The organism is Flexivirga alba, assembly GCF_042661025.1.
In the GTDB taxonomy this organism is placed as follows: domain Bacteria; phylum Actinomycetota; class Actinomycetes; order Actinomycetales; family Dermatophilaceae; genus Flexivirga; species Flexivirga alba.
This window is the reverse complement of sequence record NZ_JBHSWH010000001.1, coordinates 3,468,638-3,487,591: the sequence shown is the minus strand read 5'-3', so window position 1 is coordinate 3,487,591 and position 18,954 is coordinate 3,468,638. Positions and strand designations below refer to the sequence as shown.

The window sequence follows — 18,954 nt, the reverse complement described above, 5'->3', positions numbered from 1 at the left end:
GACCGCCGGCCGGCCCGCGTCGCTAGCCGACGTATGCCGCCAGGTGCTGGCCGGTGAGAGTGGATCTCGACGCGACAAGGTCTTTCGGTGTGCCCTCGAAAACCACTGTGCCACCATCGTGTCCGGCGCCCGGACCAAGATCGATGAGCCAGTCGGCACGGGCCATCACCGCCTGATGATGCTCGATCACGATGACCGACTTGCCGTCATCGACCAGCCGATCCAGCAGTCCGAGCAACTGCTCGACATCGGCGAGGTGCAGCCCGACTGTCGGCTCGTCCAACACATAGATGTCAGCCTTCTCCCCCATCTGTGCGGCCAGCTTGAGCCGTTGCCGCTCGCCGCCGGACAACGTGGTCAGCGGCTGGCCGACGGTCACATAGCCGAGCCCGACGTCGACGAGGCGGCGCAAGATCTTATGAGCGGCCGGCAGGCGCCCTCCCCGCCGCGAAGAACTGCTCGGCGTCCGACACCTGCATGCCGAGCACCTCACTGATGTCCTTGCCACCGAAGGTGTAATCGAGCACCTCGGGCTGGAAGCGTTTGCCCTCACACACGTCGCAGGGTGCGGCCACGCTGGCCATCATCGCCAGGTCGGTATAGACGACCCCGGCTCCGTTGCAGTTGGGGCAGGCGCCATCCGAATTAGCGCTGAACAGACCGGGTTTGACGCCGTTTGCCTTGGCGAACGCCTTACGGATCGGGTCCAGCAGGCCCGTGTAGGTGGCCGGATTGCTCCTGCGAGAGCCACGGATCGCGGTCTGGTCGATCGTCACCACACCGTCACGGCGTGCCACCGAACCGTGGATCAAGGAGCTCTTGCCCGAACCCGCGACACCGGTCACGACGCAGAGCACGCCTAGAGGTATGTCGACGTCGACGTCCCGCAGGTTGTGCAGCGACGCCCCACGGACCTCGAGCGCAGCATCCGAAGAGCGGACGTCGTTCTTCAGCGATACCTTGTCGTGCAGATGTCGAGCAGTGCGAGTGTCAGCTGCGCGCAACTCCTCGACGGTCCCTTCGAAGACGACTTCGCCACCGTCGACCCCTGCGCCCGGACCGAGGTCGACCACGTGATCGGCGATCGCGATCATCTCGGGCTTGTGCTCGACCACGAGCACGGTGTTGCCCTTGTCGCGCAGTTGCAGCAAGAGCTCGTTCATTCGCTCGATGTCGTGCGGATGCAGGCCGATGGAGGGTTCGTCGAAGACATAGGTCACGTCGGTCAGTGAGGACCCGAGGTGCCGAATCATCTTGGTGCGTTGGGCTTCTCCGCCGGACAGCGAGCCCGATGACCGGTCCAGGCTCAGGTAGCCCAAGCCGATCTGGACAAAAGAATCGAGTGTGCCGCGCAACCCATCCAGCAGCGGTTGGACGGACGTGTCCTGGACCGTGTGCATCCATTTCGCCAGATCGCTGATCTGCATCGCACACGCATCGGCGATATTGACCCCGTCGATTTTGGCGGACCGGGCAGCGTCGTTGAGACGGGTCCCGTCGCACTCCGGGCACGCGGCGAAGGTGACGGCCCGATCGACGAAAGCGCGGATGTGTGGCTGCATCGCTTCTCGGTCCTTGGCCAGGAACGACTTGCGGATGCGCGGGATCAGGCCCTCATACGTGATGTTGATGCCGTCGACCTTGATCTTGGTCGGTTCCTTGTGCAGCAGCGCCTCACGCTCGCGCTTGGTGAACTTCGCGATCGGCTTGTCCGGGTCGAAGAAGCCACAGCCCAGGAAGATCCGGCCGTACCAGCCGTCCATGCTGTAGCCGGGGATGGTGAGGGCGCCGTCACGAAGCGATTTCGACTCGTCATACAGGGCAGTGAGGTCGAAATCGGTGACGCTGCCACGTCCCTCGCACCGTGGACACATGCCGCCGAGGATGCTGAAGGCGCGACGCTCCTTGACCGTGCGTCCCTCCTTCTCGATGGTCACCGCGCCTGCCCCACTGACGGAGGCGACGTTGAACGAGAATGCGCGCGCCGGGCCGATGTGCGGTTTCCCGAGGCGACTGAACAGGATTCGCAGCATCGCCAACGCATCCGTCGCCGTGCCGACTGTTGACCGCGGGTTGGCACCGAGGCGTTCTTGGTCGACGATGATCGCGGTGGTGAGGCCGGCCAGCAGGTCGACGTCGGGTCGGGCGAGATTGGGCATGAAGCCCTGGACGAACGCACTGTAGGTCTCGTTGATCTGCCGCTGCGACTCCGCCGCGATCGTGTCGAAGACCAGCGAGCTCTTTCCGGACCCGGAGACGCCGGTGAAGACGGTCAGGCGCCGCTTCGGCAACTCGACGTTGACCTCTCGCAGGTTGTTCTCACGCGCACCGAGAACGCGTATGACGTCGTGCGCGTCCGCGCGGCCTCGGGCAGCTGCAGGCGTTGACGAATGGCCGGTCATGACCCGAAATCTACGTCCTGTGTCTTTACAGTCGCAGCGATCCGACCGGGAGCGGCTTGCTCCTGCCAGTAGAGGTTGGTGTGCGCGATGACCAGCTCCGGCGTGGGTGCACCGTATGACGTGAGGTCCTCCGTCGTGTGGGCATCGCCGACCAGCGTCACGTCATACCCGCGAGCGAAGGCGCCGTGGATCGTCGACCGGATACACATGTCGGTCTGCGCACCCGCTACTACCAGGTGTCCGACGTGTGCGCCGGAGAGCACCTCCTCGAGATCGGTGGCCTCGAACGAGTCGCCATACTCCTTCTCGACCAGCGGCTCACCCGTCTCTCTGGACAGCTCAGGGGCGAGTTGCCAAGCAGCAGAACCCTGTTCGAGCCCATCGTCGTGGTGTTGCACCCACACCACCGGGACGTTTCGGGTGCGCGCTCGGTCGACGAGCGACGCGATGTTGGCCACCACGGCGTCGCGGTCGTGAGCGCCCTCCACGACGCCCTGTTGCACGTCGATCACCAACAGCGCGGTCTCGGATCGGTCGGTCAGCGTGGTCATGGCGGCTCCTCGATTCGGTGAGGCATATGACGGTAGCCGTGGACACCGACAGCGGTGCCCGCGTTGTTGCCGAAGGCTCATCACTCGCGGTGACGGATTACGTGCACGTGCAAGGGCGTTCGTCGTATGGCGGACGCCCTTGCACCTCTGACTAAGAGGATCAGAGTCTCGATACGCCGACTCCCCCGCTGCGCTCCTCCATCGGCTACTCGACCAGCATGGTCTGCCCTAGTCGACCAGCTTTCGTGAGGGACAATCAGGCACATGCAGTGCGATTACTTCGATGCCGCGGCGTGCCGGTCGTGCACGCTGATGGGCGAGTCGTATGCCGCACAGGTGCGCGACCTCCAAGCGACCGTCGCTGACACGTTGGCGGAGCGGGTTGCTCCGGGCAACTGGGACGAGCCGGCAACCGGGCCGGAGTCGCACTTCCGCAACAAGGCCAAGCTCGCCGTCGGCGGGACCCGGCAGGCGCCGACCTTCGGCATCCTGGACCGTGGCGGACACGGAGTCGACCTGCGCGACTGCGGACTCTACGAGCCCGGACTGCACCAGGCCGTCCTACAGCTGGCCGGCTTCGTCACCGATCTCGGGCTCACCCCGTATGACGTCCCCCGGCGCACCGGCGAGCTGAAGCACCTGATCGTGACGCACTCGCCGGACGGCGAATCGATGATCCGCTTTGTGCTGCGCTCCCCGGGCAGCTGGGCCGGATCGAACGGGCGCTCCCCGAACTGCTCGCGGCTGTCCCGGGCACGCGTGTCGTTTCGGTCAACCTGCTGCCCGAGCACAAGGCTGCGCTCGAAGGTGACGACGAGATCTTCTTGACGAGCGATCAGACGCTGCCGATGCGACTGAACCACATCACCCTCCACCTGAGGCCGCGCAGTTTCTTCCAGACCAACACTGCTGTGGCCGCGCAGCTGTATCGGCAGGCGCAGCAATGGATTTCGGAGATCCAGCCGACCAGTGTGCTGGACCTGTTCTGTGGGGTGGGTGGCTTCGCGTTGCATGCGGCGACCGTGGCGGGGCCGGTTCGAGGGGTCGAGTTATCAGAGGACGCCGTTGCCAGCGCACGCCTGAGCGCCGAGCAACTGCCGGGCCGGGAGTCGCTGGGCGCCATACAGTTCGAGGCGGGAGACGCGACCAGCGCGCTCGACGACGGGCGGCCGGCCGATTTGGTCATCGTCAATCCGCCGCGCCGCGGCATCGGCGAACTCGCCGCCGCACTGGACCGCTCGAGCGCCACACACGTGCTCTACTCCAGCTGCAACGCGACCAGCCTGGCCGCCGACCTCGCGCGCATGCCGAGCCTTCGCGTCACGCGAGCACGACTCTTCGACATGTTCCCGCAGACCCGGCACCACGAGGTCCTGCTGCTGCTCGAGCGCTGAGCCGGGAAGACATAATGAATCCACCATGACCCAGAAGACCGCCGCGCCGAGCATGCCGCGCGAGGTCTGGGTTCTGGTGTCGGCCGGCTTCGTCATCGCGCTGGGCTACGGCGTCGTCGCGCCGGCACTCCCACAGTTCGCGCACAGCTTCGGCGTCGGTGTCACCGCGGCGTCAGCGATCGTGTCCGCGTTCGCGGTCATGCGATTGGCGTTCGCACCGAGCTCCGGCCGGTTGGTCCGCAAGTTCGGTGAGCGACCGATGTACCTGCTCGGCGTGTTCATCGTGGCACTCTCGACGTTGGCCGCTGCATTTGCCCAAACCTATTGGCAGCTCATGCTTTTCCGTGGCACCGGTGGCGTCGGCTCGGTGATGTTCTCGGTGGGCGCGATGGGCCTGATGATCCGCATCGCACCACCGGCAATACGCGGTCGCGTCTCGGGGCTCTACTCCTCGGGCTTCGTGCTCGGCAGCATCAGCGGGCCGATCCTCGGCGGAGCCCTCGTCGGCTTCGGCCTACGCGTCCCCTTCGTCGTGTATGCCGTGGCACTCTTCGCTGCGATCGCCGTCGTGCATCTGCAGTTGCGGGGTAGCACCCTCGCGTCTATCGACCGGAACGACACCGTCGAGGCGATGCCCCTGGCGGAGGCACTCAGCATCGGGGGTTACCGGTCGGCGGTTGTGACTGCAGCGATCTTCGGCTGGGTCTACGCGATGCGGGTGTCCCTGGTCCCGCTCTACTTCTCGCTCGAGCTCCATCAGGCGGACGGCGTCGCGGGGCTGGCCCTGGCGACCTATGCGTGCGGCGACGTCATCGCGATGATGCCCGCCGGCCGGTTGTCGGACCGGGTCGGTCGTCGCCCACTGATCATCGCCGGTATGACGGTGCTCGCCCTTGCGACGCTCGCGCTGGCACTGACCAGCAACGTGTGGTTCGCGTTCGCGTCCACGCTCGTCGGAGGCATCGGCACCGGCATGGTCAGCCCGTCGCAGCAGGCCGTCCTCGCCGATGTGATGTATGGCCGGGGGCGCGGCGGCCCGGTCCTGGTCACCTACCAGATGAGCCAGGACCTGGGCACCGTCATCGGACCGATCGTCGGAGGATTCATCGCCCAGGAATGGGGATTCCCCACGGCGTTCACCGTCACCGCCATACTCGCCGGGTGTGCTGCAGCAGCGTGGATCATGGTCCGAGACACCATGATCGTCCGCGCCGCTTGAACGCTCGAAACCTCAGCGCCGTAGCCGCTTGATGAGTCCAGCAAAGATTGCGAGGCCCGCGACCGCAGCGACCGCCTGCTTCCAGTAGGCCTTCGCCAGCACCGGCAGGACGGCCGCGCCGAGGTCCAGTGAATCGTCCTCGGACCTGGCCGGAGCCGATGCGAGCGGAGTCGCGGGAGTCGGCCGCGCCGCCGGTTCGGGAGACGGTGTCGTCGAAGATGCGACCGATGATGCGACAGGGGCAGCCACGGAGGCCGACTCGGCCGACTCGGCCGACGCCCGGTCCGCCGCCTCAGCCGAGGCGGTGCTCGAACCGACCTTCGCCTGCAAGCAGTCGACGAACTGGCCGAGCAACTTGTCCGAGACGTCCTGGATGACGCCGCGGCCGAACTGCGCCGGCTTGCCGGTGATCGCCAGGTCCGTGACGACGTCCACCGTGGTGCCGCCGTCCACCTCGGCCATGGTGGCGGTGACCAGCGCACCGGCCGTGCCGTTGCCGCGCTTGTCCTTGCCCTTGGCGTCGATGACCATCTTGTGGGTGGACTCGTCACGCTCGGTGAACGTGCCAGTCCCCTTGTAGACCAACGCGATCGGACCCAGCTTGACCTTGACGGTCCCGTTGAATGTGTCGCCCTCGACCGAGATGATCTGCGCACCGGGGAAACACTCGGCGACGGACTCGATGTCCTGGAACGCCGCCCAGGTCTCGTCGATGCTGGCGGGAACGGTGAAGGAATGTTTCAGATCCATCGGGTCATCCTGTCGCAGCGGTGAGCACGGCGCGCCGGGTCAGCACCTCAGCGAGGTGCTTGCGATAGCCCGCATCACCGTTGAGGTCCGTCGGCGGGTTCGTACCCTCGGCGACCGCAGCGACCGCGGCTCGTATGGCGTCCTCGGTGGCCGGCTGACCCTGCAACGCCTGCTCGACCGACGTGGCCCGGATCGGCGTGGATCCCATGTTGGTCAGCGCCACGCGCGCTTCCGCGATGTTGCCTCCCTCGGAGCGAACCGACGCCGCAACCGCCACGATCGACCACTGCTGCGCGATCCGGACGAACTTCTCGTAGTGCGCACCCCAGCCGGTGTGCTTCGGGATGCGGACCTCGGTCAGCAACTCATCCTCGGCGATCGCCGTCTCGAAGAGATCCACGAAGAATTCGGACGCGTCGACGGTGCGGGTCGATCCGCCCTGACCGGCGATCACGAACTGCGCGCCCAGCGCGAGGGCCGGCGCTCCGACGTCACCGGCCGGGTCGGCGTGGGCGAGCGCCCCGCCGAACGTGCCGCGGTTACGCACCTGTGCGTCGGCCACTGTCGCGACCGCCTTGCCGATCAGTGCCGCGTGCTGGGCGACCAGCGGATCTGACGCCACTGCGCTGTGGGTCGTCATCGCACCGATGACCAACGCGTCGCCGTCCTCCCGGATGCCGCGCAACGCGTCGATCTTGCCGAGGTCGATGACGAACTCGGGCGCGTTGAGCCGCAGTCGCAGGACCGGGAGCAGTGACTGCCCCCGGCGATGATCTTGGCGTCGTCGCCGTGCTCGGCGAGGAGCGTGAGTGCCTCCTCGACGCTCGCTGGTGCCGCGTAGTCGAATGCTGCCGGGATCATTGGCCCGCTCCTTCCGCTGCGGAGCCGGTATCGCCGGCCCGGCCGGCCGCGATGGCCGCGTAGACCCGTGCCGGAGAGCACGGCATGACGATGTCGCTGACGCCGAACTGCCGCACGGCGTCGAGCACCGAGTTGACGACGGCGGGTGTGGAAGCGATGGTGCCTGCCTCGCCAACTCCCTTTGTCCCCAACGTGTTCGTGGTGGCCGGGGTCGACGCGGTGTGTGCGTCGAAGCTGATCAGGTCGGCTGCGCTGGGCACCAGGTAGTCGACGAACGACCCCGACACCAGGGTGCCCCGATCATCGAAGACAGCGTCCTCGAACAGTGCCTGTGCGATGCCCTGCACCAGGCCGCCGTGCACCTGGCCCTCGACGATCAGCGGGTTGATGATGTTGCCGATGTCGTCCACGCAGGTGTATTTGCGCAGCTTGACCTGACCCGTCTCGGTGTCCACTTCGACAGCACACAGGTGGGTGCCGTGCGGGTAGTTGAAGTTGATCGGGTCGTATGTCGCCTCGGCGTCGATCGAGGGCTCCATACCGTCCGGCAGGTTGTGGGCGGTGAAGACAGCGCCGGCAACCTCCTGGATGGACAGTCCGGCGTCGGTGCCCTTGACCTTGAACTGTCCGGCGGCGAACTCGATGTCGTCCACCGACGCCTCCAGCAGGTGCGCCGCAACGGGCTTGGCCTTCTCGATGACCTTGTCAGCGGCCCGCACGATCGCCTCACCGCCGACGACGAGTGACCGAGACCCGTAGGTGTCCAGGCCCTTGACGGAGACCTGGGTGTCACCGTGCAGGATCTCGACGGCCTCGAAAGGCACCCCGAGTCGGTCGGCGACGATCTGGCTGAACGCGGTCTCGTGGCCTTGCCCGTGCGCACTCGTGCCGGTCACCACTTCCACGGTGCCGGTGGCCAGCATCCGCACCGAAGCGTGCTCCCAGCCGCCCGCGCCGTAGTCGAGCGATCCGAGCACCCGCGACGGGGCGAGACCGCACATCTCGGTGAAGGTCGAGACGCCGATGCCGAGCTGGACGGTGTCGCCGGCCTCCCGGCGCCGAGCCTGCTCGGCGCGCAGTTCGTCATACCCGAAGAACTCCTTGGCCGCCGAAGTCGCCGCTTCGTAGTTGCCCGAGTCGTATTCGAGCCCGGCAACCGTCGTGAACGGGAACTCCTCGTGCTTGATCCAGTTCTTCTCCCGCAACTCCAGGGGGTCCATCCCCAGCTCATTGGCCAGCTCGCTCATCAGCCGCTCGATGGCGAAGGTGGCCTCCGGCCGGCCGGCGCCCCGGTAGGCGTCCGTCCAGGTCTTGTTGGTGAGGACCGTCTGGCAGGCGAAGTGGTATGCCGGGATCTTGTAGATCGCGTTGTACATGAACGCACCCAGCACGGGCACCCCACCGCCGACGATCGCGACATAGGACCCGAGGTCGGCGGTCAACTCGACCTTGAGCCCGGTGACCTGTCCTTCCTTGGTTGCCGCGAGTGTGAGCTTCTGCCACTGGTCGCGGCCATGGTGACCGGCGACCATCGACTCGGAGCGGGTCTCGGTGAACTTCACCGGCTTGTGCAGTTGGCGGGCGATCCACCAGGCCAGCCACTCCTCGGGAGTGACCTGCAGCTTGCCGCCGAAACCGCCACCGACATCCGGAGCGATGACTCGAATCTTGTTCTCGGGCACGCCTGTCGTCGCTGCCAGCGCGAAGCGCACGATGTGCGGAACCTGCGTCGCCGACCACATCGTCAGCTGCTCGCCGGTCGGATCGACGACGACGGACCGTGGCTCCATGTATGCCGGGATCAGCCGGTTCTGGCGGAACTCCCGCTCGATGACCACGCCGTCTGTGCGCGCCTTGCTGATGGCGTCTTCGACATTGCCGCCGGTGCCCGCCTCCGCGGAGTCGAACACCCACAGTGCGGACTTGTTCGTGCCGAGGTCGGGATGGGCCAGCACCTTGTCGGCGACCGCATCCTTGAGGTCGATGGCGGCCGGCAACTCGTCGTAGTCGACGTCGACCAGCTCGGCCGCGTCGCGGGCGGCGGCTGCGCTGCGAGCCACCACCACGGCGACGATCTCGCCCGCGAAAGTCACTCGGTCGGACGCCAGGATCGGATGCACGGGTGTCTTCTGGTCCGGCGTGATCGGCCACGCGTTGATCAGCACGCCTGCCGAATCGTCAAGGTCTGCAGCGGTGTAGACCGCCACGACGTTGGGGGCCTGCTTGGCCTCGGACGTGTCGATCGACGTCACCTTTGCGTGCGCGAATGGACTGCGCACCATCGCCAGTTGCAGCATGCCCGGCAACACGATGTTGTCGGTGTAGCGGCTGCTGCCGGTGATCAGCCGGCGGTCCTCCTTGCGTCGGCGGTCCTTGCCTATCTCGGCGGCCGGACGGTCATCTGTCACAGTCATGACTGGGCTCCCTTTCCGGCAGCCGCCGCGGTCTGCACCGCGCGCACGATGTTGTGGTAGCCGGTGCAACGGCACAGGTTGCCTTCCAGCCCTTCGCGGATCTCTGCTTCGCTCGGGTCGGGATTCTCGTTCAGCAGGTCGACCGAGCGCATGATCATGCCCGGTGTGCAGAAGCCGCACTGCAGGGCGTGGCACTCGTGGAAGGCGGCCTGCATCGGGTGCAGGTCTCCCCCGTCATACGTCGCTGCGAGGCCTTCGATCGTGGTCACCTCGGCCCCATCGGCCTGTACGGCGAGCATGTTGCACGACTTCACGGCGTGGCCGTTCAGGTGCACAGTGCAGGCGCCACAGTTGCTGGTGTCGCAACCGATGAGAGTGCCTGTCTTTCCTAGCTTTTCGCGCAGGAACTGCACGAGCAACATCCGTGGCTCGACGTCATCGGAGACCTTGCCTCCGTCGACGGTGAGTTCGATCTTTGTCATGTTCGGCACCCTTCGCAGTACGCAGACTTCTGGCGTCAGTCCGAACCTATGACGAACTGGTTGGCCGAAGGTTGGCCCTCACCCCACGAAGTTCTCCCCCGCTTCGCTCCTCCGATACTTCGCGGGGACCCCGAGTTCTCCGCTTCAACGTTTCGCAGCGGCCAAACGCCCACGGAGCAGCGGGACGGCGCGGTGCGTGTCACCGCCGATCCGGCGCAGGCAGGTCTCGAGTACTTCTGCGTCATACGGGGCGATCTCGCTGTAGCCGAGCACTGCATCGGGGTCGGGGTCGGCGAGCAATGCCTCGCGCACGGCGACCGCGACAACCTCGGCCAACTCGGACAACGCGGGTGAGTCCGTGCCGGGCATCAGATCGCCGCCGTATGCCGCAACGGCAGCCAGCACCTGGCCCTGACGGATCCGCTCCAGCACTTCGTCGACGTCGATGGTCACCGGCAACATCAGCCGGTAGGGCCTTGAGGAGATCGCGCCGCCCAGCGTCGAACGCAGGTGGGACACCTCGGCTTTCAGCGTCGAGGCGCTCACGGCAGCGTCGCCGTAGAGCAATGCGTGCAACCGCTCGAGGGACAGCCCGTCTGGGTGCAGGCCGAGCAACGCGAGGATCTCGGTCTGCCTCCGGTTGAGCAGCAATCGCTGACCGTCGAGTCGCGCCTCCGCCGCCCCCAGCAGTGTCAACGCGAGCCCTTGGTCCGAGCCGGCGATGCCGTGTCGCGGATGCTGCCGCGTGTCAGGCAGCGCGCTCTCGATCATCCGAGCCATCAGCCGCGCAGTCGCCAACCCGATCGGGTGCGCGCGGTCCCAGGTCGTCGACAGGTCGATCACACCGAGCCGCTCCCCCGTCACCGGGTCGTGCACAGGCGCGGCCCAACACACCCAGTTGTGCACCATTGGCGAGTAGTGCTCGGCGGAGAAGACTGTCGCCGGCGCATCCAGTCGCCCGGCCAGGTCCAGGGCGTTGGTGCCGACGCTGGCGTCGTCCCAGCGACCACCCGGGACGAAGTTGACGGACTCCGCCTTGCGGCGCATCACCCTGCCGCCATACGTCCACAGGATCCGGGTCTTGGTGTCCGTGACCGCCAGCACCAGGTCGCCGTCCTCGGCACTGCGTCGCAACTCCTGCTCCACCGTCGACACGGCAGACTGCAACGGTGAGTCCTGCCAGAACGCGGCAGTGTCGTGCTCATCCGCAAGCGGAGCTCCGGTCGCGTCCAGCGCGGCGCCCTGGGCAGACCGTCGCCAGCTCGACAGGACCTCCGGCCGAACCCGGACAGCGTCGTCACCCTCGGTGACGAATGCGGTCCATGCGCGCACCGCATCGAGGCGACGGTCGCGCAGCGAACCTAGGGAGTGCTCCATGGATGACCTCCGACGAAGTGACCCCCATCACACTATCCCGGCAGTGCCATGGACCAAGGCGGTTCAGGCGTGGATGCGGCCGCTGATCTCACCCAGGCTGTTGCCGCTGCCACCCCATTGCCGGGCGATGATCTCCGCCGCGATGCTGATCGCGGTCTCCTCGGGTGTGCGACCACCAAGGTCGAGTCCGAGCGGACTGGACAATCGCTCCAGTTGGTCCTCGGCGACACCGATTTCGCGCAACCTGGTCAAACGGTCCTCGTGGGTCCGCCGCGAACCCATCGCACCGATGTAGGCGACCTCTGGCGCCCGCAGCGCCACCTCCAGCAGCGGCACGTCGAACTTCGGGTCGTGGGTGAGTACGGCGATCACGGTGCGGCCGTCGATCCGGCCGGCGTCGACCTCGCCGGTCAGGTAACGGTGCGGCCAGTCCACGATCACCTCGTCGGCGTCGGGGAACCGCGAGTGCGTGGCGAAGACCGGTCGGGCGTCGCACACGGTCACCCGGTAGCCGAGGAAGGAGCCGACCTTGGCCACCGCGGCAGCGAAGTCGATGGCGCCGAAAACCAGCATCCGTGGCGGCGGTGCAAACGTCGAGACGAAGACCCGCATGCCGTCTTCGAGCCGTTGCCCGTCGGGCCCGTAGGTCAGCGTCGCACTGCGTCCGCTGGCCAGCAGACCGAGCGCGTCGTCGGCCACCGCGGAGTCGGCCCGGTCACTGCCCATCCGCCCGATCGGCTGCTGGTCGGGTCGGATCACCATCCGCCGGCCGACCCAGGACGGGTCAGGGTGCTCGATCACGGTGGCGACTGCGACCGGCCGGTCCTGCTCGATGTCCTGCGCGACTGCCGGCAGCTCGGGAAAGGTTGTCTTGTCGACCTTTTCGACATACACGTCGAGTATGCCGCCGCAGGTGAGTCCGACGGCGAACGCGTCGTCGTCGGACACTCCGTAGCGCTGCAGCACCGACTGACCGGACTCGAGAACCTCACCGGCCAGCTCGTAGACGGCGCCCTCGACGCAGCCGCCAGAGACCGAACCGACTGCTTCACCGCCGGGGCCAACCAGCATCGAAGCTCCCGGCGGTCGCGGCGCCGAGCGGAAGGTCGCCACGACGGTGCCGACGCCGACGGTCTCGCCGGCGTCATACCACTGCATCAGCTCCGTCAGCACTTCACGCATTGCCGACCACCTCCAAGACCTGCTCGAACGAACGCAACGAGTGCCCGGCCACGAAGTCGTCGCAATGCGGAAGCGCCGCGACGATTCCTTGCTGCACGGGCTCGTAACCTTCCTTGCCGCGGTGCGGGTTGACCCACACCACCCGGTGCGCCAGCCGGGCCAGTCGGGCCATCTGCTCGCCCAGCAGGTGCGCGTCACCGCGCTCCCAGCCGTCACTGAAGACAACCACGACAGCGCCCCTCGCCATTCCCCGCGCACCCCATCGGGTCAGGAACGCCTCGAGCGCCTCCCCCAGCCGGGTACCGCCCGCCCAGTCGGGAACCTCGTCCCCCGCACGGACCAGGGCTCGGTCCGGGTCGGCGACGCGCAGCGCGGTCGTGATCCGAGTCAGCCGCGTCCCGAGGGTGAAGACCTCGACGGAGCCGCCGGTCCGGACCAGCGTGTGGGCCAGCCGCAACAACGCGTCGGCATACGGACGCATGCTCGCGGACACGTCGACCAGGAGGACCACGCGACGCGGCTGGGTGCCTCGCCGGCGGCGTTGCACCTGGCCCGGTTCCCCCATCAGCCGCAACGAACTGCGCAGTGTCCGTTGCAGATCGACCTCACCCCGGCGCCACGCTGTATGGCGCGAAGCGCGACGCACCGGCACGCGTGGATGCAGAGCACGGATCATCGCATCCAGGATCGCCTTCTGCGCACCGTCCATCGATGCGACATCGCGGTGCCGCAGGATCTCGGTCTCCGACGCCGCTGCCTGCACGACGTCCGGCTCCCCCTCGCCGCCGGCGTCATCAGGGTCGTCGCTGACCGGCAGCGGTGCGGCAACCTCCTGGGGCCGCTCTCGCGGAATGGTGCGTGGCAGCTCCGACCGGTCACCGAACCAGGCTTCGAAGACCCGGTCGAACCGCTCCAGGTCGTCAGGCCCGGAGCACAGGGTCGCTCGGCCGGCGACATACACCGCCTCGGGGTCGCCCAGCCCGACGATCGCGGTTGCCGTCAGGAAGCTCGTGGCCCGGTCCTGCGTGACCCGTACACCGGCAGCTCGCAGCGCTCGCGTGAAGCCCAGCAGAATGTTCTCAGCGGCGTGACTTTGTGGGGTGATCATCGGGGTCCCCGCGAAGTATCGGAGCGAGGCACGAGCGGAGAACTTTGTGGGGTGATCATCTCGCCAGCATCCGATCGAGGACGTGCTTCACCCGGTCGGTGTCTTCGCGGTACTTCACCACCGCTCCGAGAGTGACGGCCGCCTGCTCCAGGTCCAGCTCGGTGGCGCCGAGCCGGTGCAACGCGCGTGCCCAGTCGAGCGTTTCGGCAACGCCGGGCGGCTTGAGCAGGTGCTCATTGCGCAGTTCCTGGACGACCTCGACCACTTGCCGCGCAAGGGTTTTCGGCACGTCGGGCTCGCGGGATCGCAGGATCGCGACCTCGCGTTCGAGGCCGGGGTGATCGATCCAGTGATAGAGACAGCGACGCTTCAGCGCATCGTGCAGCTCGCGCGTGCGATTCGAGGTGAGCACGACGGTGGGCGGTGTCGACGCGGCCACAGTGCCGAGCTCCGGGATGCTCACGGCCCAGGTCGACAGCACCTCCAGCAGGAACGCCTCGAACTCGTCGTCCGCCCGGTCGACCTCGTCGATCAGCAACACTGCGGGTGACTCGCGCAACGCGCGCAGCACCGGACGCGCGAGCAGGAAACGCTCGTCGAAGAGCGACTTCTCAGCTTCGGCCGGATCGAGCGACCCGTCCTTGGTGGCCGCTTCAAGGGTGCGCAGGTGCAGGATCTGCCGCGGGAAGTCCCAGTCGTAGAGGGCCTGGCTGGCGTCGATGCCCTCGTAGCACTGCAACCGGATCAGCGGCACGTCCTGGATCTGGGCGAGCGCCTCGGCCAGCGCGGTCTTGCCGGTTCCAGGCTCTCCTCGAGCAGGAGCGGGCGTTCCATCTGGTCGGCCAGGAAGGTTACGGTCGCCAGCGCCGAATCGCTCAGGTAGCCGGTCTGTTCCAGCGCATGCGCCACCGCACTCGGTGAATCCATGACCCCAGGCTAGCCATGACCGGGTTGGTGAGCGGTTGGCTCGGCGGCTCGGTCGACATCCCGGCCGGTGGCGAGGTCACCGCATTCGACGAGGACCGTCTGATGCGCCCGGAGATAGTCGCGTGCACCGCGGTCACCGGTCGCCCCGGACATCGCACCGGCCCAGTGATCACGTCCCATCAGCACGGGGTGGCCGGGCACGGCGTCATACGTCGCGCGCGCCAGGACATCGGTCGTGTCCGGCTGCGCCAGCACCCGTCGTATGACGTCGACGCCGACATCGGGTAGGTCGACAAGTGTGAGTAGACAACGGGTTTCGTCGGTCAGCGCGGCCAGGCCGGCCCGCAGCGATGCGCCCATACCGGTGTCCCAGTCCGGCGCGACGACAACCTGCACGTGCCGGTCCGTGATCAGTGCGCGAGCATTCTCCGCCTGCGCGCCCAGCACGACGACGACCTGGTCGCAATCGGTAAGGGTGTCGATCGCATGGCGCAGCCACCCGTCGACCAACGCCTTCGGCCGGCCCATCCGTCGGCCCGCACCTGCCGCCAGCAGCACTCCCGCGGTCGTCATGGCAACCAGTATGTCGCCGCACATCGTCTCGATCCCGCCCTGTGGGGCATGCCGTCGCCATACCCGCAGGCCGCCTAGGGTGGCTCCGGTCATGCATCCCCTCCAGAAGCTCCGCATCGACGGGTTCATCCTGGCGATCCTGGCCACCGTCGTGATCGCCAGTGTGTTCCCGGCGAGTGCTTCGTTCGCGCCGTCGCTCGATCACATCGTCACGGCGGCGATCGCGCTGCTCTTCTTCCTGTATGGCGCACGCATGCATCCGCAAGAGGCGATCCGCGGACTACAGCACTGGCGGCTGCACCTGCTGATCCTGGCGTTCACGTTCGTCTGTTTCCCCGTCGTCGGGATCGCGCTGCGCGTGCTGCAGCCGCACGTGCTCAACAGTGACCTCTACACCGGAGTGCTCTACCTGACCCTGGTGCCGTCGACCGTCCAGTCGTCGATCGCGTTCACCTCGATCGCACGCGGCAACGTCGCGGGCGCGATCGTGAGCGCATCCACCTCCAACCTGCTCGGCGTGTTCTTGACGCCGCTATTGGTGATCGCGATGACCAGCACCGGGGTGATCGGTGGAAGCGGGAACATCTCGATCAGCGGGCAATCGATGGTCGACATCTGCCTGCAGATCCTCGCGCCGTTCATCGTGGGGCAGCTTGCCCGGCCACTGGTCGGTTCGTGGATCGAGGGACACAAGGCCAAGCTGAAGTATGTCGACCGTGGCTCGATAGTGCTGGTCGTCTATGCCGCATTCAGCAAGGGCGTCCGCGACGGCATCTGGCATGCGGTTGATCCAGAACAGATCGCGGTGCTGATCGTGCTGTCGATCCTGCTGGTCGTCGCGATGCTGTGGTTGACGTGGCACGTGGCGGCACGACTCGGCTTCGATCGCGGCGATCGCATCACCGTGCAGTTCTGTGGGACCAAGAAGAGCTTGGCAAGCGGACTTCCGATGGCCGCAGTGCTTTTCGCCGGACCTCAGGTCAGCATCATCGTGTTGCCGTTGATGGTCTTCCACCAAGTGCAGCTGATGATGTGCTCTTGGCTGGCCGGCCGGTATGCCGCCGAACCCGAAGATGTGAAGGTCTCTGAAATCGGCGGCACCGGCATCAAGTAGCCGCGACCTGCGCGCTCCCGCGCTGGGCGTCGCCGCGCAACCGCTCGGCGACGAAGGAGATCAGGTAGATCCCGAAGCTGACGAACGCGATGAGGACGCTTGCCTTGATATCGGTGTTGCTCAGCGCGAGGCTGAGCAGGAACCCGCCATCCGCAGCGAGGAGCGCGAAGAGGACCGAGATCGCTGTGAAGGCAAGTGGATTCGCGGTCCACCGCCGCGCAGCCGCAGCCGGCGTGATGGCCAAGCTCAGGACCAGCAGGGTGCCGACGACCTGGGCGGCCTCGGTGACCGTCAGCGCGAGCAGGAGCAGGAAAATCAGGCCGAGCCGCTGAACAGGCACGCCGCGTGCGGTGGCCACTGCCGGATCGACCGATGCGAAGAGCAACGGGCGGAAGATGAACACCATCGTGATCACCACCACGACGGCCAGCACGCCGAGGATCACCACGTCCCGGGTCGAGGCCGAGACGAGCGAGCCGAAGAGGATGTTGGTGGCCGCCGACGAGAAGCCGTTGTAGAAGCTCAGCAGGAACACACCGAGCCCGAGCCCGAACGCCAGGACGACACCGATCGCGGTGTTGCTTTCACTGCGTCGGCGGCCGAGCAGCGCGAAAGCCGTTGCGACGACGATCGATCCGACCAGCGCACCACTCACGGCGTCGCTGGCGATCAACAGCCCGGCGACCGCGCTCGGGAAGGACAGCTCCGCCGTACCGTGCACGGCGAACGCCATGTCCCGCATGACCACGAACGGCGCCACCAGTCCACAGGTGATCGCGATCAGGGTCGCGGCGATCAGGGCGTGCTGCGCGAAGGGGTACTGCAGCATGTCGAATGTATTGCTCATTCGGCCACGGCCATCTCTGGTCCGCAGTGGTGCGACTGCTCGGGTGATTCCCCGCCACCCACCACGATGACGCGGCCGCGCACCCGCAGCACGTCGACAGGTGCGCCATACAGACTGGAGAGGCGCTCCGTGGTGAGCACCTCGTCGGGGGTGCCGACCGCCCAGTTGCCACCGACCAGATAGATGATGCGGTCGACGTAGGGAAGGATCGGGTTGATCTCGTGGGTGACCATGACGACCGCGGTGCCGGCGCTGCGCCGGCGGGCGTCCAGGAGTTCAAGCACTCCCTCCTGGTGACGCAGGTCGAGCGAGGTCAGCGGCTCGTCGCACAGCAGCACCTTGGGGTCGCTCATCAGCGCCTGCGCGATGCGCAGCCGCTGTTGCTCACCGCCGGACAACTTGCCCACCGGCGCATCGGCGTATGACGTCGCACCCACGGCCCGGATCATCGCGTCCGTGGCGGCGCGGACCGAGGGACGCGCCCACGGCATACCGAAGCGGTGGCCGTCGGCGCCGAGGGCGACCAGGTCGCGGCCGCGCAGGCCGAGGTCGCCGTCGAATATCTTCTGCTGTGGGATGTAACCGACGTCCGAGCTGCCGCGCGATGGCTTCTTTCCAGCGACCGTCACCGAGCCCGCCGACAGTTCCTGCAACCCGAGCAGTGCACGCAGCAGCGTGGTCTTCCCGGCGCCGTTGGGGCCCAGGATTGCGACGAACTCCCCTGTGTGCACACCGAGTTCGAGGTCGGACCACAGGGTGCGACCGCCAAGCGTGAGCGTGGCGCCGCGGAAGTCGATCAAAGGGGTGTCGTTCCGGGGTCCCCGCGAAGTATCGGAGCGAGGGACGAGCGGAGAACTTCGTGGGGTGGATTTCATGCGGACTTCTCCAGGGCGGTGCGTAGTGCTTCGGCCTGCTTCAGCTGCCACACCTGGTAGCTGGCGCTCTTCGGCGGCATGGTCTCGGTCACCGGGACCAGGGGCACACCGGCGTCGGTCGCCTGCTTCTTCAGCTGGTCGGTCTGCTTGTCGGTCACCTGGCTGTTGTAGATCAGTGCTCGCACTGTGTGCTTCTGCAATGCCTTCTCGAACGCAAGGGTATCGCCCGGACTCGGGTCGTCGCCCTCTTCGACGGCCCGGGGGAAGCCGGCAGGTATGCCGAGCGTCAGCCCGGCCTCGGCAAGCAGGTAGCCGGCCACTCGCTCGGTGTAGGCGATCTTCGCGCCATCGTCCTTGGCCTTGATGGACGCAAGCACCTTCTCGATCGGCTGCAGCGACTTCTTGAACGTCGTGGCGTTCTTGCGGTAGTCGGCACTGTGCTTCGAGTCGGCCTTGGAGAGGGCGCCCGCGATCGCGTCGGCCACCTTCGGCATCCCCGCGACGTCATACCAGAGGTGCGGGTTCGCGTCGTTTCCATCGACCCCGAGCACCTTGGACGCGGTGATCACAGTCTGGTGTCGCGAGCCCGAGCCGGAGGTCAGCTGGTCCATGAAGCTGTCGTAGCCCAGGCCGTTCTCGACGACGAGCTTCGCGTCATACACCGTGGCGGCGTTCTTCGCGTTCGATTCGTAGCCGTGCGGATCGACGTTGGGGTCGCTCAATACGGACGTGACGTCGACGTGCGAGCCGCCGATCTGCTTGACGATGTCTCCGTAGACGTTGGTGCTCGCGACGACACCGACTTTGCCGTCGGCCTCCCCGGCGTCTTCGACGACCCGCATCCGACGAGTACGAACGCCGGCATGACCGCCACTGCG

The 18,954-nt window shown here is 66.8% G+C and carries 18 protein-coding genes and 1 pseudogene; 4 read left to right on the top strand and 15 right to left on the bottom strand.

Annotated features, from left to right (window positions below; translation table 11 throughout):
- Nucleotides 1-22: 22 nt before the first annotated feature.
- Nucleotides 23-2,402: pseudogene (locus tag ACFQDH_RS17175) on the bottom strand (ATP-binding cassette domain-containing protein).
- Entirely contained in the window at nt 2,399-2,953 is a 555-nt protein-coding gene (locus ACFQDH_RS17170; protein WP_382403610.1) for a cysteine hydrolase family protein, read from the bottom strand. Before ACFQDH_RS17170 ends, ACFQDH_RS17175 begins: the two are co-directional and overlap by 4 nt.
- Nucleotides 2,954-3,217: 264 nt before the next feature.
- Between ACFQDH_RS17170 and ACFQDH_RS17165 the strand changes: the two genes are divergently transcribed.
- The 3 genes from ACFQDH_RS17165 to ACFQDH_RS17155 are packed head-to-tail and all read left to right on the top strand — an operon-like array spanning nt 3,218 to nt 5,566.
- Nucleotides 3,218-3,781, top strand: a complete 564-nt coding sequence (locus tag ACFQDH_RS17165; protein ID WP_382403609.1) for a class I SAM-dependent methyltransferase — start codon at nt 3,218-3,220, stop codon at nt 3,779-3,781.
- Nucleotides 3,778-4,347 carry a methyltransferase domain-containing protein gene (locus ACFQDH_RS17160; RefSeq protein WP_382403608.1) on the top strand — a complete coding sequence of 190 codons (570 nt, stop codon included), beginning with the start codon at nt 3,778-3,780 and terminating at the stop codon, nt 4,345-4,347. The genes ACFQDH_RS17165 and ACFQDH_RS17160 overlap by 4 nt, the downstream gene beginning before the upstream one ends.
- Nucleotides 4,348-4,372: 25 nt before the next feature.
- Nucleotides 4,373-5,566: an MFS transporter gene (locus ACFQDH_RS17155; RefSeq protein WP_382403607.1), complete on the top strand. Its 1,194-nt coding sequence runs from the start codon at nt 4,373-4,375 to the stop codon at nt 5,564-5,566.
- Nucleotides 5,567-5,578: 12 nt separating this feature from the next.
- Here ACFQDH_RS17155 and ACFQDH_RS17150 read toward each other — a convergent pair whose 3' ends face one another.
- From ACFQDH_RS17150 to ACFQDH_RS17110, 10 genes are all read right to left on the bottom strand, one after another.
- Nucleotides 5,579-6,316, bottom strand: a complete 738-nt coding sequence (locus tag ACFQDH_RS17150; RefSeq protein WP_382403606.1) for an SRPBCC family protein — start codon at nt 6,314-6,316, stop codon at nt 5,579-5,581.
- 4 nt (nt 6,317-6,320) lie between these two features.
- The gene (locus tag ACFQDH_RS17145; protein WP_382404893.1) at nt 6,321-7,025 is read right to left on the bottom strand and encodes an FAD binding domain-containing protein; all 705 of its coding nucleotides are present in this window, start codon (nt 7,023-7,025) and stop codon (nt 6,321-6,323) included.
- A 148-nt stretch (nt 7,026-7,173) separates the two neighbouring features.
- Nucleotides 7,174-9,591, bottom strand: a complete 2,418-nt coding sequence (locus ACFQDH_RS17140; RefSeq protein WP_382403605.1) for a xanthine dehydrogenase family protein molybdopterin-binding subunit — start codon at nt 9,589-9,591, stop codon at nt 7,174-7,176.
- Nucleotides 9,588-10,073 (bottom strand): (2Fe-2S)-binding protein, encoded by a 486-nt coding sequence (locus ACFQDH_RS17135; protein ID WP_382403604.1) that lies wholly within the window; start codon nt 10,071-10,073, stop codon nt 9,588-9,590. Before ACFQDH_RS17135 ends, ACFQDH_RS17140 begins: the two co-directional genes overlap by 4 nt.
- 144 nt (nt 10,074-10,217) lie before the next feature.
- Entirely contained in the window at nt 10,218-11,450 is a 1,233-nt protein-coding gene (locus ACFQDH_RS17130; protein ID WP_382403603.1) for a sigma-54-dependent transcriptional regulator family protein, read from the bottom strand.
- Nucleotides 11,451-11,513: 63 nt separating this feature from the next.
- Nucleotides 11,514-12,632: an XdhC family protein gene (locus tag ACFQDH_RS17125; RefSeq protein ID WP_382403602.1), complete on the bottom strand. Its 1,119-nt coding sequence runs from the start codon at nt 12,630-12,632 to the stop codon at nt 11,514-11,516.
- Nucleotides 12,625-13,740, bottom strand: coding sequence for a vWA domain-containing protein (locus ACFQDH_RS17120; RefSeq protein WP_382403601.1), 1,116 nt, complete (start codon nt 13,738-13,740; stop codon nt 12,625-12,627). Before ACFQDH_RS17120 ends, ACFQDH_RS17125 begins: the two co-directional genes overlap by 8 nt.
- 55 nt (nt 13,741-13,795) lie before the next feature.
- Nucleotides 13,796-14,494: an AAA family ATPase gene (locus ACFQDH_RS17115; RefSeq protein WP_465253883.1), complete on the bottom strand. Its 699-nt coding sequence runs from the start codon at nt 14,492-14,494 to the stop codon at nt 13,796-13,798.
- Nucleotides 14,485-14,667: a hypothetical protein gene (locus ACFQDH_RS23955; RefSeq protein ID WP_465253882.1), complete on the bottom strand. Its 183-nt coding sequence runs from the start codon at nt 14,665-14,667 to the stop codon at nt 14,485-14,487. The genes ACFQDH_RS17115 and ACFQDH_RS23955 overlap by 10 nt, the downstream gene beginning before the upstream one ends.
- Nucleotides 14,668-14,676: 9 nt before the next feature.
- Nucleotides 14,677-15,333, bottom strand: a complete 657-nt coding sequence (locus tag ACFQDH_RS17110; RefSeq protein WP_382403600.1) for a nucleotidyltransferase family protein — start codon at nt 15,331-15,333, stop codon at nt 14,677-14,679.
- On the opposite strand from ACFQDH_RS17110, the gene ACFQDH_RS17105 reads away from it, so the two are divergent.
- The gene (locus tag ACFQDH_RS17105; protein WP_382403599.1) at nt 15,332-16,354 is read left to right on the top strand and encodes a bile acid:sodium symporter family protein; all 1,023 of its coding nucleotides are present in this window, start codon (nt 15,332-15,334) and stop codon (nt 16,352-16,354) included. The two genes, ACFQDH_RS17110 and ACFQDH_RS17105, sit on opposite strands and share 2 nt — an antisense overlap.
- Here ACFQDH_RS17105 and ACFQDH_RS17100 read toward each other — a convergent pair.
- The 3 genes from ACFQDH_RS17100 to ACFQDH_RS17090 all read right to left on the bottom strand — a co-directional run bounded on the left by ACFQDH_RS17100 (nt 16,347) and on the right by ACFQDH_RS17090 (nt 18,918).
- Complete coding sequence (locus ACFQDH_RS17100) at nt 16,347-17,201, bottom strand: metal ABC transporter permease (protein WP_382403598.1); 855 nt, start codon at nt 17,199-17,201, stop codon at nt 16,347-16,349. The two genes, ACFQDH_RS17105 and ACFQDH_RS17100, sit on opposite strands and share 8 nt — an antisense overlap.
- Complete coding sequence (locus tag ACFQDH_RS17095; protein WP_382403597.1) at nt 17,198-18,001, bottom strand: metal ABC transporter ATP-binding protein; 804 nt, start codon at nt 17,999-18,001, stop codon at nt 17,198-17,200. Before ACFQDH_RS17095 ends, ACFQDH_RS17100 begins: the two co-directional genes overlap by 4 nt.
- Before the next feature lie 71 nt (nt 18,002-18,072).
- Nucleotides 18,073-18,918: a metal ABC transporter solute-binding protein, Zn/Mn family gene (locus tag ACFQDH_RS17090; protein ID WP_382403596.1), complete on the bottom strand. Its 846-nt coding sequence runs from the start codon at nt 18,916-18,918 to the stop codon at nt 18,073-18,075.
- Between the last annotated feature and the right edge of the window lie 36 nt (nt 18,919-18,954).